This is a genomic window from Sphingomonas sp. 7/4-4 (genome assembly GCF_027941955.1).
In the GTDB taxonomy this organism is placed as follows: Bacteria; Pseudomonadota; Alphaproteobacteria; order Sphingomonadales; family Sphingomonadaceae; genus Sphingomonas.
Map to the genome: position 1 here is coordinate 3,591,763 of NZ_CP115960.1, position 13,246 is coordinate 3,605,008.

The window sequence follows — 13,246 nt, forward strand, 5'->3', positions numbered from 1 at the left end:
CGGCCAGGGCTCCGGCCTGCGCCGGAGCACGGGGTTTAGAAGACCGCGCTTACCAATTGCCGGAACGCGTCCGCACGGTGGCTCATCGCGTGCTTGGCCTCGGGGTCCATCTCGCCATAGGTGACGTCGTGGCCGTTGGGCACGAAGACCGGATCGTAGCCGAAGCCGTGATCGCCGCGCGGCGGCCAGACCAGCACGCCGTCGGCGCGGCCCTCGAACCATTCGACATGCCCGTCGGGCCAGGCCAATGCGAGCGCGCAGACGAAATGCGCGTCGCGGCCGGTCTCGGGGGCAGTGCGGCGAGCTTGTCCTCGACGCGCTGCATGGCGATTCCGAAGTCCTTCGTCTCGCCCGCCCAGCGCGCCGAGAAGATGCCCGGATCACCGTTCAGTGCCTCGACGCACAGGCCGCTGTCATCCGCCAGCGCGGGAAGCCCCGACAAATCAGCGGCCTGCAGCGCCTTCAGTTCGGCATTGGCGACGAAGGTCACGCCGGTTTCCTCGGGCTCGGGCAGGTCGAGCTCGGCCGCCGAGACCGGCTCGATGCCATAGGGGCCGAGCAGCGCCCGGATCTCGCGCACCTTGCCGGGATTGTGGCTGGCGATCACCAGCTTGCCGGGCTGAAGCTTGCGGATCATCTGGGGGTATCGCCCCCAATTCCTTCGTCCGGATCGCTCATGCTATGGCCTTCAACTGCGCAGCGAAGATCTGGTTGCAGCCGATCCGCGCGAGACGGAGCAGGCGGAGCAGCCCTTCCTCGTCGTAACACGCGCCCTCGGCGGTCGCCTGCGCCTCGGCGATCTTGCCGTCGGCAAGGAGGACGAAATTGGCGTCGGCATCGGCGGCGCTATCCTCGTCATAATCGAGATCGAGCACCGGATTGCCCTGATAGATGCCGGCGCTCACTGCCGCGACCTGCGTGATGATGGGGTCCTTCTCGAGCAGCCCGGCGGCGAGCAATTTGTTGGTGGCGATGCGCAGCGCGGCCCACGCGCCCGAGATCGCCGCGGTGCGGGTGCCGCCATCGGCCTGGATCACGTCGCAATCGAGCGTGATCTGGCGTTCGCCGAGCAGCTTGAGATCGGTGACCGCGCGCAGGCTGCGCCCGATCAGCCGCTGGATTTCCTGGGTGCGGCCCGATTGCTTGCCCTTGGCCGCCTCGCGCTGGCCGCGGGTGTGGGTCGCGCGGGGGAGCATGCCGTATTCGGCGGTGACCCAGCCCTCGCCCTTGCCGCGCAGCCAGGGCGGAATCCGCTCTTCGATGCTCGCGGTCACCAGCACGCGCGTGTCGCCGAAGCCGATCAGCACCGATCCTTCCGCGTGGCGCGTGAAATTGGGCTCGATGGTGATGCTGCGCATTTCGTCGGGGGCGCGGCCGGATGGGCGCATCGGTTCATTCTCCTGAAAAGTCGATCCGGGCACGTAGACGCTGGTGGGCGAACGCGCCAGTGTCGGCGCAGGGTCCGTTGGAGGCGCAAGATGAAGCAGGGGCTGGGTTTGGCTGTCGTGGCGCTGGCGCTGGCCGGGTGCATCCCGGCGGCTCGGGCACCGCAAGGGCCGATGCCGATCGAAGGCGATTCGATCACCTACGAGACGGGTCCGTGCTTCGGCCGCTGCCCGGTCTATGCGGTGACGGTGCGGCCCGACGGGACGGGCGTGTTCGAGGGCAAGCGCTTCACTGCGGTGACCGGCGAGCGGAGCTTCACGCTCAGCCGCGCGCAATATGACGCGTTCGCCGCGCGGCTCGCGCCGTACCGGCCGGCGAGCGGCGAGGTCCGCTATGCGCACGGCGAGCCCAATTGCCCGAGCGCGCCGACCGACATGCCGAGCATCGACGTCCGCTGGACCCGCGCCATCGGCGACAGCCAGAACCTCTATTTCTACCTCGGCTGCCGGCGCGGCAACGAAGCCGTGGCCGAGGCGCTGGGCGGCGCAGTCGAGCTGCTGCCGGTTCAGGCGCTGATCGGCGCGCGGCCCTGACCCGACAGCCCCTCCCCGACCCCTCCGCTTCGCGGAAGGGGAGCGATGAAATCCAGCGTGCGCCGTCGTCGCTCCCCTCCCGTTTACGGGAGGGGTCGGGGAGGAGTGTGCGCTAGCCGGTTGAGGCTGTGCAGTAGCACGCTACATAGGACATCATGACCACCCCACCGATCCACGAACTCACCGATCGCGCGCGCGACGTGTTCCGGATCGTCGTCGAATCCTATCTCGACAGCGGCGCGCCGGTGGGATCGCGGACGATCTCGAAGATCTCCGCGCTCAACCTCTCGCCCGCATCGATCCGCAACGTGATGCAGGATCTCGAGGAAGCCGGCCTGCTTGCCGCGCCGCATACCAGCGCCGGGCGGATGCCCACCCAATCGGGGCTCCGCCTGTTCGTCGACGGGATGATGCAGGCGAGTGCGCCTTCCGCCGAGGAGCGCGCCGCGATCGAATCGCGCGCGGGGCAGACCGGGCCGATCGAGGAAGCACTGGCGAGCACCACCGCCGCGCTTTCGGGACTGTCGGCTTGCGCGGGGCTGGTGCTGGTTCCCAAGCACGAGCCGGTGCTGCGCCAGTTCGGTTTCGTGCCTTTGAGCCACGATCGCGCCCTCGCCGTTCTGGTCGGCGAGGATGGATCGGTCGAGAATCGGGTGGTCGAGATCCCCGGCGGGATCGATCCCGGGTCGCTCCAGCAGGCGGCCAATTACATGAGCGCGATGCTGAGCGGGCTGACGCTCAGCGAGGCGCGCGCGCGGATTGAGCGCGACCTCGGCCAGCAACGCGCGGCGCTCGACAGCGCGGCCGCGGCCCTGGTCGAGCGCGGGCTCGCGGTGTGGAGCGAGGACGGCGATCGCCGGCCGGTGCTGATCGTGCGCGGCCAGGCGCGGCTGATCGACACCGCCGCCGCGGAAGATCTCGACCGTGTCCGCCAATTGCTCGACGAGCTCGAAGGCAAGGAGGAGATCGCCCGGCTGCTCGACAGCGCGCGCGAAGGCGAGGCGACACGCATTTTCATCGGATCGGAGAACAAGCTATTTGCGTTGTCCGGCTCGTCGGTGATCGCCAAACCGGTGCGTGCGCTCGACGGCCGCGTGGTCGGCGTGGTCGGTGTGATCGGCCCCACGCGGTTGAACTATGCGCGCGTCGTGCCCATGGTGGATTTCACGGCGGCCACATTGGCCCGGTTATTAGCCTGACGAACAGGGAATCATGTCGAACGAGAATGAGAAGATGGGCGCGGACGTGCAGGACGCGGAGACCAACCTGCGCGAGGAAACCGCCGAAGCGGCGCCCGAGGTGGCCGAGCACGACCGCGCGGCGGAGCTTGAGGCGCAACTCGCCGAGGCGCGCGCCGCAGTGCTCTATGCACAGGCTGAGACGCAGAATGTGCGGCGCCGCGCCGAGAAGGAGGCGCAGGACGCGCGCGCTTATGCCGCGACCGGCTTTGCGCGCGACATCCTTTCCGTCGCGGACAATCTCAGCCGCGCACTGGCGGCGATCCCGGCCGAGCTGCGCGACGACGAGAAGCTCAAGGGCCTCGTCACCGGGCTCGAGGCGACGGGCCGCGAGATCGAGTCGGTGTTCGCGCGCCACGGCATCTCGAAGATCGTCGCGGTCGGCGAGGCGCTCGACCCCAATCGCCACCAGGCGATGATGGAAGTGCCCTCGGCCGATGCCGAACCCGGCACGGTCGTGCAGGAAATCCAGACCGGCTACATGATCAAGGACCGGCTGTTGCGCCCGGCGCTGGTCGGCGTGGCGAAGAAGCCGGACTGAGCCGGCCTCCCCAAGCGGCTTTCATGACGCTTTTTCATTTGACCTTGCCGGGCGCGATTGCCACTTCGCGTCCGGGCTCGCAGCCGCGCGCCTTTTCCGCAACGGTCCTCGAGAAGGGTCATGTCCAGCAACGATCATAGTCGATCGACCGAGCCGCCTGAGGCCGTCGCGCTGAGCTGATCCAGTCACCTCGCGCCGGCCCCGGGCGGCCGGTCGGCAGTGAGGTGTATCATGAATGCAGCCATCCGTTTCCTCGCAGACCTGCGCCGTATCGGCGCGGGCGGAGATCCCCATGCCCTGTTCGACGAGCGGCTGACCTTCGGTCAGAAGCTGGCCGACCGTGTCGCCACCGTGGGCGGCTCGTGGGGCTTCATCATCGGCTTCGGCGTCTTTCTCGGCGTCTGGGCGATCCTCAACACGGTGATTCTGGCGGCGCACGCCTTCGATCCGTTCCCCTTCATCTTCCTCAATCTGATGCTGTCGATGCTGGCCGCGCTGCAGGCACCGGTGATCATGATGAGCCAGAACCGTCAGGCGGTGAAGGACCGGTTCGAGGCGCGGCTCGATTACGAGACGAACCAGCGTGCCGAGTCCCAGATCGAGGCGCTGCACGACAAGATCGATACGCTGCGCGAGGAACTCGCCCGGCTCGCGGCGCAGCCGATGGGGCGGGGTTAGCCCTCTCTTCGTCATCCCGGCTTTCGCCGGGATGACGGGTTGATGCCTGCCGATCATCCTTTATCCAAATCCGCTATTGCGGATCATTCGCATTAAACGCTAGAGGCTGGATCGGCTCGCTGTCGGGCCGGCCTCTGGTGGGGGTGACGTGTACCAGTATCTCGATCGGACAATGCCCGAACTGGCGAGCGGCGACGCCCTGCTCGTCTGGGCGATGCGGCGATGGGTGGATGCGATGCGCGGCGGGCGCTGCCCCTGCGCGGCGATCGGCCCCGTTTTCGCCGTGCGCAGGCTCGGCGCGATGCTGCCCGACTTCAACATCGCGATGATGCTGCTCGATCGCGAAGGCCATGCACAGCTCGAATTCGGCGCGATCGGCTGCGGCCGGGTGCGCGACGACGAGGCGCTGCTGCTGTCACTTCATGCTGCGGCTGGCAGGCATGAAGAAATCCTTGTCGGCAGGATCGCCGAAGCGCTGGTAAAGCCCGGCGCACAGCGCACCCTCCGATTCGCCGCCGCCCGCATCGCCCAGGCCATGGCGGCCTGAGCGCAACTTCAACGACTCCAGGATTGCCGTTTCACGATGAACATGCACGCCAGCCCGCCGCAATTGCTCCCCGAGCATGCCGCTTTCCAGACCTGCCAGGTGCGCTGGGTGCGGCATTGGAACGAGCATCTGTTCAGTTTCGCGATCGAGCGCCCGGCGAGCTTCCGCTTCCGCTCGGGCGAGTTCGTGATGCTCGGGCTCGAAGGCGAGGGCAAGCCGCTGATGCGCGCTTATTCGATCGCCAGCCCGACCTGGTCCGACGAGCTCGAATTCCTCTCGATCAAGGTGCCCGACGGCCCGCTGACCTCGCGACTCCAGACGATACGCGAGGGCGACCAGCTCTATCTCGGCAGGAAGCCCACCGGCACGCTCGTGTCCGATGCGCTGCTGCCCGGCCGCCGGCTGTTCATGCTCTCCACGGGCACGGGGCTTGCGCCGTTCCTCAGCATCGCACGCGATCCCGACATCTATGACGCGTTCGGCCAGATCGTGATCGTCCACTCGACGCGCCGGGTGAGCGATCTCGCTTATCATGACGAACTGACCGCGCAGCTGGCCGGCGATCCTTTGGTCGCGGACCAGGCGCTGCTCCAGTTCCATTATATCCCGACGGTCACGCGCGAACCGTTCCGCACCACGGGCCGGATCGGCCAGCTGATCGAGGAAGGCTGGCTGTTCCACCCCCGGTCGCCGGCGATCGCGCGCTCAATCCGGAGACCGATCGGGTGATGCTGTGCGGGAGCAGCGAGATGATCCGCGACTTCTCGGCGATGCTGGAGCGGCACGGCTTCGAGGAGGGTTCGAACGCCAAGCCGGGAACTTTCGTGGTCGAGCGCGCCTTTGTCGGCTGATCGCGCGCGCTAGCGGTGGCGCGCGGGGCGCGGCTGCCCTATCTCCGCCCCATGTCCTCGCGCTTTGATTCCGTCCCGCACCGCCGCGCTCTGATCGATCGGCGGGCCGTCGCCGAACGGCTTGCCGCGATCGAGACGTCGGACCCGACCGCGATGCGCCGCGCCGCGACCACCGAACTCAAGGCCGCGCTCGACGCCGGGCAGTCTGAGATTGCCCAGCGATTGCGGGAACACCCTTCGCGCGGGCACGAGATGGCGGCGGCGGGGGCGTTTTGATCGACCAGTTGCTCCGTCTGCTCTGGGATTTCACGATCGAGCGGCTGCACCCCAACCATAATCCCAGCGCCGGCGAGCGGCTGACGCTGATCGCGGTGGGCGGTTACGGCCGCGGCGAGATGGCGCCGCATTCGGACATCGACATCGGCTTCCTGACGCCGTGGAAGGTCACCGGCTGGTGCGAGCAGGTCATCGAATCCATGCTCTATTCGCTGTGGGACATGCAGCTGAAGGTCGGGCATTCGTCGCGCTCGCTCGACGACATGATCCGCCAGGCCAAGGCCGATGTGACGGTGCGCACCGCCTTGCTCGAGGCGCGCTATGTGTGGGGCGATACCGCGCTGTACGACGAGGCGGCGCAGCGCTTCAAGGTCGAGATCCAGGCCGATACCGCGCGCGATTTCATCGCCCAGAAGCTCGCCGAGCGCGATGCGCGGCACAAGCGCATGGGCGACAGCCGCTATGTCGTCGAGCCCAACGTCAAGGAAGGCAAAGGCGGCCTGCGCGATCTCCACGCGCTCTTCTGGATCGGCAAATACGCATACAATGTCCGCGAGCCTGCGGAGCTGGTCGAGGCGGGGCTGCTCACCGCGCACGAATATCGCCAGTTCCGCCGCGCCGAGAATTTCCTATGGGCGGTGCGCTGCCAGCTCCACACGCTCACCGGCCGCGCCGAGGATCGCCTCACTTTCGACGTGCAGCCCGAAATCGCCGAGCGGATGCGCTATGCCGACCGGCCGGGCAAATCCAAGGTCGAGCGCTTCATGCACTTCTACTTCCTTCAGGCGAAGGTGGTGGGCGACCTGACGGGCGTTTTCCTCGCGCATCTCGACGAGAAATTCGCGGCGCGCGGCTCGCGCTTCGGCTTTCCGCGGCTGTTCAAGAGTCCGCGGAAGCTCCACGGCTTCACGCTCGAGCGCAGCCGGCTGGCGATCCCGCGCGACAATTTCTTCCAGGAAGACCCCATCCGGCTGGTCGAGATCTTCCAGCTCGCCGACCTGCACGGCCTCGAAATCCACCCCACCGCGATGCGCGCCGCCGCCCGCGACGCGCGGCTGGTCGACGATGTGCGCAGCGATCCGCGCGCCAATGCATTGTTCCTCGATGTGCTGACGTCGCCGCGCACGCCCGAATTGGTGCTGCGCTGGATGAACGAAGCCGGGGTGTTCGGGCGGTTCGTGCCGGACTTTGGCCGCGTCGTCGCGCAGATGCAGTTCGACATGTACCATCATTATACGGTGGACGAGCATTCGATCCGCGCGATCGGGCTGCTCAACGCGATCGAGAAAGGCGAGCTCAAGGAAGATCACCCGCTCGCCACCGGCATCTTCGAGCAGATCGTGTCACGGCGCGCCTTGTTCGTCGCGGTTCTGCTCCACGATATCGCCAAGGGCCGGGGCGGCGACCATAGCGTGCTGGGTGCCGAAGTCGCCGAGCGGCTGTGCCCGCGCCTCGGCATGAGCCCTGCCGAGACCGAGACCGTCGCCTGGCTGGTGCGCTGGCACCTGCTGATGTCGGCGACTGCGTTCAAGCGCGACCTCAGCGACTTCAAGACGATCCTCGACTTTGCCGAGCATGTGCAGAGCCCCGAGCGGCTGCGCATGCTGCTGATCCTGACGATCGTCGACATCCGCGCGGTCGGCCCCGGCGTGTGGAACAGCTGGAAGCGCCAGTTGCTCACCAACCTGTTCGATTCGGCCGAAGAGGTCCTCCGCCTCGGCCATAAGCAGAAGGGCCGCAGCGAACGCGTCGCCGCCAAGCAGGAGGATCTCACGGCAATCCTCGGCTGGACCGACGCGCGCATGGCGGCGCTCAAGAAACGGCTGACCGAGCCTTATTGGATCGCCGAGCCGCTCGACGTGCTCGAGCGCAACGCCCGGCAGATCGACGCGGCGGGCGATCAGCAGCTCTCGATCGAGGCGCAGGTCTATCCCGAGCGCGGCGCGACCCTGGTGACGGTCTACGCCTCGGACCATCCCGGGCTGTTCTATCGCATTGCCGGGGCGATCCATGTCGCCGGCGGCAACATCATCGACGCGCGCATCCACACCACGCGCGACGGCATGGCGCTCGACAATTTTCTCGTCCAGGATCCGCTCGGCCGCCCGTTCGACGAGGAGGCGCGGCTCAACCGGATCAAGACGAGCATCACCGATTCGCTCGCCAACCGCTCCAGGCTGCAGGAGCGGCTCAAGACCCGGCCGCTGTCGCGCCCGCGCGCCGACGCGTTCGCGATCGAGCCCAATGTGCTGATCGACAACAAGGCGTCGAACCGCTTCACCGTGATCGAAGTCAACGCGCGCGATCGGCCGGCCCTGCTCTGCCATCTCGCCTTCGCCTTGTTCCAGTCGAAGGTGACGATCCATTCGGCGCACGTCGCGACCTATGGCGAGCGTGCGGTCGACACCTTCTACCTGACCGATCTGATCGGTGATAAGATCGAAGGCGCGGCACGATTGAAGACGATCGAGCGCCGCTTGCTCGAAGCGGCGGCGGGGCAGGACATCGCCCAGGCCGCCTGAAAAAGGGGACAAGCATGCCGGTGATCGGATTGGGCGGTTTCTTCTTCCGTGCGCAGGACCCCGAGGCGCTGACGACCTGGTATCGCGAGACGCTGGGCGTCGGCGGCGGCTGCGGCAAGGACGAGCAGGGCCAGTCGAGCGACTGGTTCTGGTATCCCGAGCCCGGCCCGGTGGTATTCGCGCCATTCAAGGCGACCACCGATTATTTCGCGCCGGACAAGAGCTGCATGCTCAACCTGCGCGTCCGCGATCTCGACGGACTGCTCGAGCAGCTCAACGCGCTGGGCATCGAGATCACCACCAAGGACGAATGGGATACGCCCGAGACCGGCCGCTTCGCGCGGATCCACGATCCGGAGGGCAATCCGATCGAGCTTTGGGAGCCGCCGGCGGCGTGAGGACGAATGGCACGCGGCGGGGGAGATTCCCTCGCGGTTGTCTCAGGCGAAGTTGATGAACTCTGTTGTTGGGTTGGCGAAACCCGGAGGTCCCGTGGCAAACGATTTCTCCCATGGCACTGTCCACCAGGCAGGGGACGACCTGCAGGCAGCAATTCGAGCGGATCCCAAGATCTTTGCTTTGTGGGAAGGCCTGACGCCGCTTGGCCGGAATGAATTCATCTGCTGGGTCGACGATGCGAAACAGCCGGCGACCCGCCAACGTCGCATCGAGCGAACCTGTGAGGAATTGGTGGAGGGAAGAAGCGGCCCTGTTGCTGGGTGGGTTGCATTCACCGCACCGACAAGGCGCCGAGCCGATGGCAACAGGCGGTCCTGATCGATCAGAAGGGACAGAATCGCCCCTAGGTTGGCCTGGCTTGGCATGTCATCATCGCACGCGCGGCGCGCCTTTGCTCGCTGCCTTCTCGTATCATCGGAGAGGCGAGGCCCGGCATGAACCTGCATTTCGCATCACTCCGCATCGGCCGGCATTCTTCGCACGCCGCGATGGCGGAGCACTGCCACGATGCCCCCAGCCTCTGCATCCTGGTTGCGGGATCGTATGAGGAAAGAATCCGCGGGCGCCGCGACGAACGCAGGCGGGGAAGCCTCTCCTTTTGCCCGGCCCATGAGCCCCATTCGCAACGCATGGGGCGATCCGGCGCCTCCAAGCTGGTGCTGACGCCGACGCGCACGGGGCTGGATTTCCTGTCGGCGCAGGTACGGCTCGACGAAGCGCCGGCGATTCATTCCGAAGCGGTCTCGGCGATCGGCCGACGGATGGTGGCCGAGCTGGCCGTCGCCGACGAATATTCGGCGATGGCCGTGGAGGGGCTCGGGCATGAGCTGCTGGCGATCTTCGGCCGATCGATCGCGCGGGACCGCGACGTCCCGGCGCACTGGCTGCGCGAAGCATGCGAGTATATGGCGGCACATGCCTGCGAGCCGCTCAGCCCGGGAGAGATCGCGGCCGCTATCGGCTGCGATCCAATACGCCTCTCCCGCGGATTCCGGCGATCATTCGGCCACACCATCGGGCACCATCAGCGCAAGCTCCGCATCGGCACGGCGTCCGATCTCCTGTCCCGAAGCCGAATGCCGATCGCCGAGATCGCGCAGGCCTGCGGCTTCCATGATCAGGCGCATCTGACGCGCACCTTCAAGGCGGAGACCGGCTGCACCCCCGCGGCCTTCAGGCGGCGTGCATAGCGTACAATCGTCCGCGGCATCCAAGACGCGCCGGTCCGGGTGACCTACACGTCGCCCATTCGACGAGGGATCGGGCATGGCGACATCCGGAACGGGCCGCGGACTGGCAGCGCTGGCGGCGGCGGCGGCTCTCTCGGGCTTGCTGCCCCAATCGGCGCCTGCCCAGGAAACGGCACCGGCTTTCCATCGCGCGGACTGGCAGGAGGATTTCGGCCAGTTGAAGGCGGCGCTCGAGCGCTCGTATGTCAATCTGGCCTGGATGGGGTCGCCGCAGAGCGGTGTCGATGTTCCGCGGCTGGAACGCCGGGCGCGTGACGCGCTGGCCGCTGCCATCACGGATGCCGAGGCCGAACATGCGCTGCTCGAGTTCGTCGCCGGCTTTCACGACGGTCATTTGTCGCCCTTGCCCCGGCTGGCCGCCAGCACCGTCCCCGCCGTTCCCGAGCCGGCCGATGCGCCGCTGGACCCGCAGAACCCGGACAGCGGCTGTGCCGCTCTCGGCTATGCCGCGAGCAGCCCCATCGCCTTCACGCTCCCCTTCGAAAGCCTGCCCGGCTTCGTGATGGCGGGTGACGGGCTGACCGAGCCGTTTCGCAGCGGGCTCGTCCCGGCGCCCGATGGCCGCAGGATCGGAATCGTCCGCATCCAGGAGTTCGAGCCGACCGCCTTCCCGGCCGTGTGCACCCGCGCATGGGCGGCACTGCGGGCGGCGAATAGCCCGCTCACTCCCGGCGCGATCGAGGATGCCGCGAGTGATGCCTGGTTCGCGGCGCTTGCGGAGACGCTGGCGCAACTGCGCAAGCAGGGCGCGGCAGCGGTGCTCGTCGATATCGGCCGCAACAGCGGCGGCGGGGACAGCGGCGACTGGATGCCGCGCATGTTCACCGATCGCGCCGTATCCTCCGCGCCGATGCTGATGGTCGACGCCCCGATATCGGCCCAATATTTCGACGAACAAATCCGCTCGATGGACAAGGGACTGGCGGCGCATCCCGCGGCCGACGGAGCGCAGGCGCTGGGGAGGCACGCCGGTTCTTCGAAGCCGGGAAGGCGAAGATCGGGAAGCAGCGTTGCAATCTCGGCTGGGTATGGACCGAGCAGCGCCCGTGGAACGTCGGAGCCTGCAACAACCTTCTCGCCGCGGGGTTTGCGGGCGGTGCCAGGAGCAGCCTGCCCAAAGGCGCTTATGGCAATCCGGAAGTTGCCCGCAGGCTATCCTGGGCCGCTGCGATCGAATCCCATTTCGGCGCCTGGAACGGGCCCGCTTATGTCCTGACCGACAACCGCACCTTCTCCGCGGCCGAAATGTTCGCGGCGACGATGAAGGACAATGGAATCGCCAGGACGCTGGGCGCTCGTACCGGCGGAGACGGATGCGGATTCATGGCGAAGGGCGATCCGCTGGTGCTGGCGCATTCGCAGCTGCGATTCCGAATCCCCAATTGCCTGCGGCTTCGTGCTGACGGGACCGACGAGGTCGCAGGTATCGCCGCGGACTTCCCGCTCGCGCCGATGAAAGGCGAGAGCAGCCGCGGGCGCGCCGCACGTGCGCTGGGAGTGATCGCCGGGGATATGCCGTCGGCGCGGTAGGCGTGAGGGTGACGCCGCTTATGCCGGCAGGCGGTAAGGTGCGCGGTAGCGGGGCGTGATCAGGGCGTTGGCTTCGGAATCGTCCTTGAAGCGGCCCGCCGGGGCGTCCCAATGGACCTTGCGGCCGGTACGCCAGGCGACATTGCCCATCTGGCAGACGGTGGCGGTGTTGGCTGCCGATTCGATGGGGCAAGCGGGGTGCGTGCGCGATCCTTCACACAGGCGATGAAGTCCGCCGTGTGCCGATCGAGCCCGTTGTCCGAGGCCTTGGTGATGGGGATTTCGCGGGTCAGGGCCTTGCCGTCGCTCACCTCCGGCGAGACCCACCATTTGCTGCGGTCCACCACCAGCGTGCCGGTCTCGCCCACAAAGGCCACGCCATGGTCGTGGCCGCCGAAGGGGCCGCGGCTGATGCCGACCGCATGTTCCCATTCCACCGAATAGTCGCCGAAGTCGAAGATGGCGGTCTGGGTGTCCGGAGTCTCCATGGCCGAGCCCGGATAACCATAGGCGCCGCCCAGCGCGCTGACAGAGTTCGGCGCCTGGGCCTTCATGCCCAGCAAGGCGATGTCCATCAGGTGGACGCCCCAGTCGGTCATCAGGCCGCCCGCATAGTCCCAATACCAGCGCCAGTTGAAGTGGAAGCGGTTGGGGTTGAAGGCACGTTGCCGCGCCGGGCCGAGCCAGCGGTCATAGTCGACGCCCGGAGGCGCCGCCTGGTCCGGCTGGGGCGCGATGTTCTTCATCCAGCCCATATAGGCCCAGGCCTTGACCTTCCGCACCCGGCCGATCCCGCCGGCATGGACGTGGGCGATGGCGTCGGCCCAATGCTGGTTGCTGCGCTGCCACTGGCCGACCTGGACGACGCGGTTGTGGCGCTGTTTGGCGGCGACCATCGCGCGGCATTCGGCGATGGAGTTGCCGAGCGGTTTTTCGCAATAAACGTCCTTGCCCGCCGACACGGCGTCGATCAGCTGGAGCGCGTGCCAATGGTCGGGCGTGGCGATGATCACTGCGTCCACCGACTTGTCGTCCAGCATGCGGCGATAGTCGTCGTAAAGCCGCGGCGCGCGGCCCGAGGCCTTTGTAGCTCGGTGCCGCGGTCGGCGAGGACCCTGGCATCCACGTCGCAGAGGGCGACCGGCGTGACGTCTGCCCCCTTGATCATCGCAGTGAGATCCGCCCAGCCCATGCCCTTGCAGCCGATCACGCCCACCTGGACCTTGTCGTTGGCGGATACGCGGCGGCGCTGGGCGAAAGCCTCGCTGAGGGGCGTCAGGGTAGCCGAGGCGGCGAGGCCGCCGACGAGGAGCGTGCGGCGATCGAAGCTGGCAGTCATCCTGGTCTCCCCTGATTATTATTCCGATAATGTTAG

The 13,246-nt window shown here is 67.2% G+C and carries 12 protein-coding genes and 4 pseudogenes; 12 read left to right on the top strand and 4 right to left on the bottom strand.

Translation table 11 applies throughout. From position 1 onward, the window contains the following. Positions 1-35: 35 nt before the first annotated feature. Both rdgB and rph read right to left on the bottom strand, forming a co-directional pair. Positions 36-637: pseudogene (gene rdgB / locus PIB19_RS18355) on the bottom strand (RdgB/HAM1 family non-canonical purine NTP pyrophosphatase). A 37-nt stretch (positions 638-674) separates the two neighbouring features. Next, entirely contained in the window at positions 675-1,388 is a 714-nt protein-coding gene (gene rph, locus PIB19_RS18360; protein ID WP_271238486.1) for a ribonuclease PH, read from the bottom strand. Between the two features lie 90 nt (positions 1,389-1,478). Between rph and PIB19_RS18365 the strand changes: the two genes are divergently transcribed. The 12 genes and pseudogenes from PIB19_RS18365 (at position 1,479) to PIB19_RS18420 (ending at position 11,871) form a co-directional block, all read left to right on the top strand. Then, positions 1,479-1,979, top strand: a complete 501-nt coding sequence (locus PIB19_RS18365) for a DUF6438 domain-containing protein (protein WP_271238487.1) — start codon at positions 1,479-1,481, stop codon at positions 1,977-1,979. 155 nt (positions 1,980-2,134) lie between these two features. Then, complete coding sequence (gene hrcA / locus PIB19_RS18370; RefSeq protein WP_271238488.1) at positions 2,135-3,178, top strand: heat-inducible transcriptional repressor HrcA; 1,044 nt, start codon at positions 2,135-2,137, stop codon at positions 3,176-3,178. Positions 3,179-3,212: 34 nt separating this feature from the next. Continuing rightward, positions 3,213-3,758, top strand: coding sequence for a nucleotide exchange factor GrpE (grpE, locus tag PIB19_RS18375; protein ID WP_443018752.1), 546 nt, complete (start codon positions 3,213-3,215; stop codon positions 3,756-3,758). Between the two features lie 231 nt (positions 3,759-3,989). Next, complete coding sequence (locus PIB19_RS18380) at positions 3,990-4,436, top strand: DUF1003 domain-containing protein (RefSeq protein WP_271238490.1); 447 nt, start codon at positions 3,990-3,992, stop codon at positions 4,434-4,436. 172 nt (positions 4,437-4,608) lie between these two features. Next, positions 4,609-4,983 (top strand): hypothetical protein, encoded by a 375-nt coding sequence (locus tag PIB19_RS18385; protein ID WP_271238491.1) that lies wholly within the window; start codon positions 4,609-4,611, stop codon positions 4,981-4,983. Positions 4,984-5,025: 42 nt separating this feature from the next. Beyond that, a pseudogene (locus tag PIB19_RS18390) lies at positions 5,026-5,834 on the top strand (ferredoxin--NADP reductase). 51 nt (positions 5,835-5,885) lie between these two features. Further along, positions 5,886-8,632 (top strand): annotated as a pseudogene (locus tag PIB19_RS18395) ([protein-PII] uridylyltransferase). Positions 8,633-8,646: 14 nt separating this feature from the next. Next, complete coding sequence (locus PIB19_RS18400) at positions 8,647-9,030, top strand: VOC family protein (protein WP_271238492.1); 384 nt, start codon at positions 8,647-8,649, stop codon at positions 9,028-9,030. A gap of 55 nt (positions 9,031-9,085) precedes the next feature. Further along, complete coding sequence (locus PIB19_RS18405; protein ID WP_271238493.1) at positions 9,086-9,409, top strand: YdeI/OmpD-associated family protein; 324 nt, start codon at positions 9,086-9,088, stop codon at positions 9,407-9,409. 311 nt (positions 9,410-9,720) lie between these two features. Further along, positions 9,721-10,281 (top strand): helix-turn-helix domain-containing protein, encoded by a 561-nt coding sequence (locus PIB19_RS18410; RefSeq protein ID WP_271238494.1) that lies wholly within the window; start codon positions 9,721-9,723, stop codon positions 10,279-10,281. Between the two features lie 76 nt (positions 10,282-10,357). Further along, on the top strand, positions 10,358-11,557 hold the full coding sequence (locus tag PIB19_RS18415; protein WP_271238495.1) for a hypothetical protein: 1,200 nt from the start codon (positions 10,358-10,360) through the stop codon (positions 11,555-11,557). Further along, on the top strand, positions 11,554-11,871 hold the full coding sequence (locus PIB19_RS18420) for a S41 family peptidase (protein WP_336297341.1): 318 nt from the start codon (positions 11,554-11,556) through the stop codon (positions 11,869-11,871). The genes PIB19_RS18415 and PIB19_RS18420 overlap by 4 nt, the downstream gene beginning before the upstream one ends. 18 nt (positions 11,872-11,889) lie before the next feature. On the opposite strand, the gene PIB19_RS23760 is transcribed toward PIB19_RS18420, so the two are convergent. Both PIB19_RS23760 and PIB19_RS18425 read right to left on the bottom strand, forming a co-directional pair. Continuing rightward, on the bottom strand, positions 11,890-12,303 hold the full coding sequence (locus tag PIB19_RS23760; RefSeq protein WP_443018753.1) for a hypothetical protein: 414 nt from the start codon (positions 12,301-12,303) through the stop codon (positions 11,890-11,892). After that, positions 12,279-13,241 (bottom strand): annotated as a pseudogene (locus PIB19_RS18425) (Gfo/Idh/MocA family protein); the annotation flags it as partial. The pseudogene PIB19_RS18425 and the gene PIB19_RS23760, both read right to left, overlap by 25 nt. Positions 13,242-13,246: the final 5 nt, after the last annotated feature.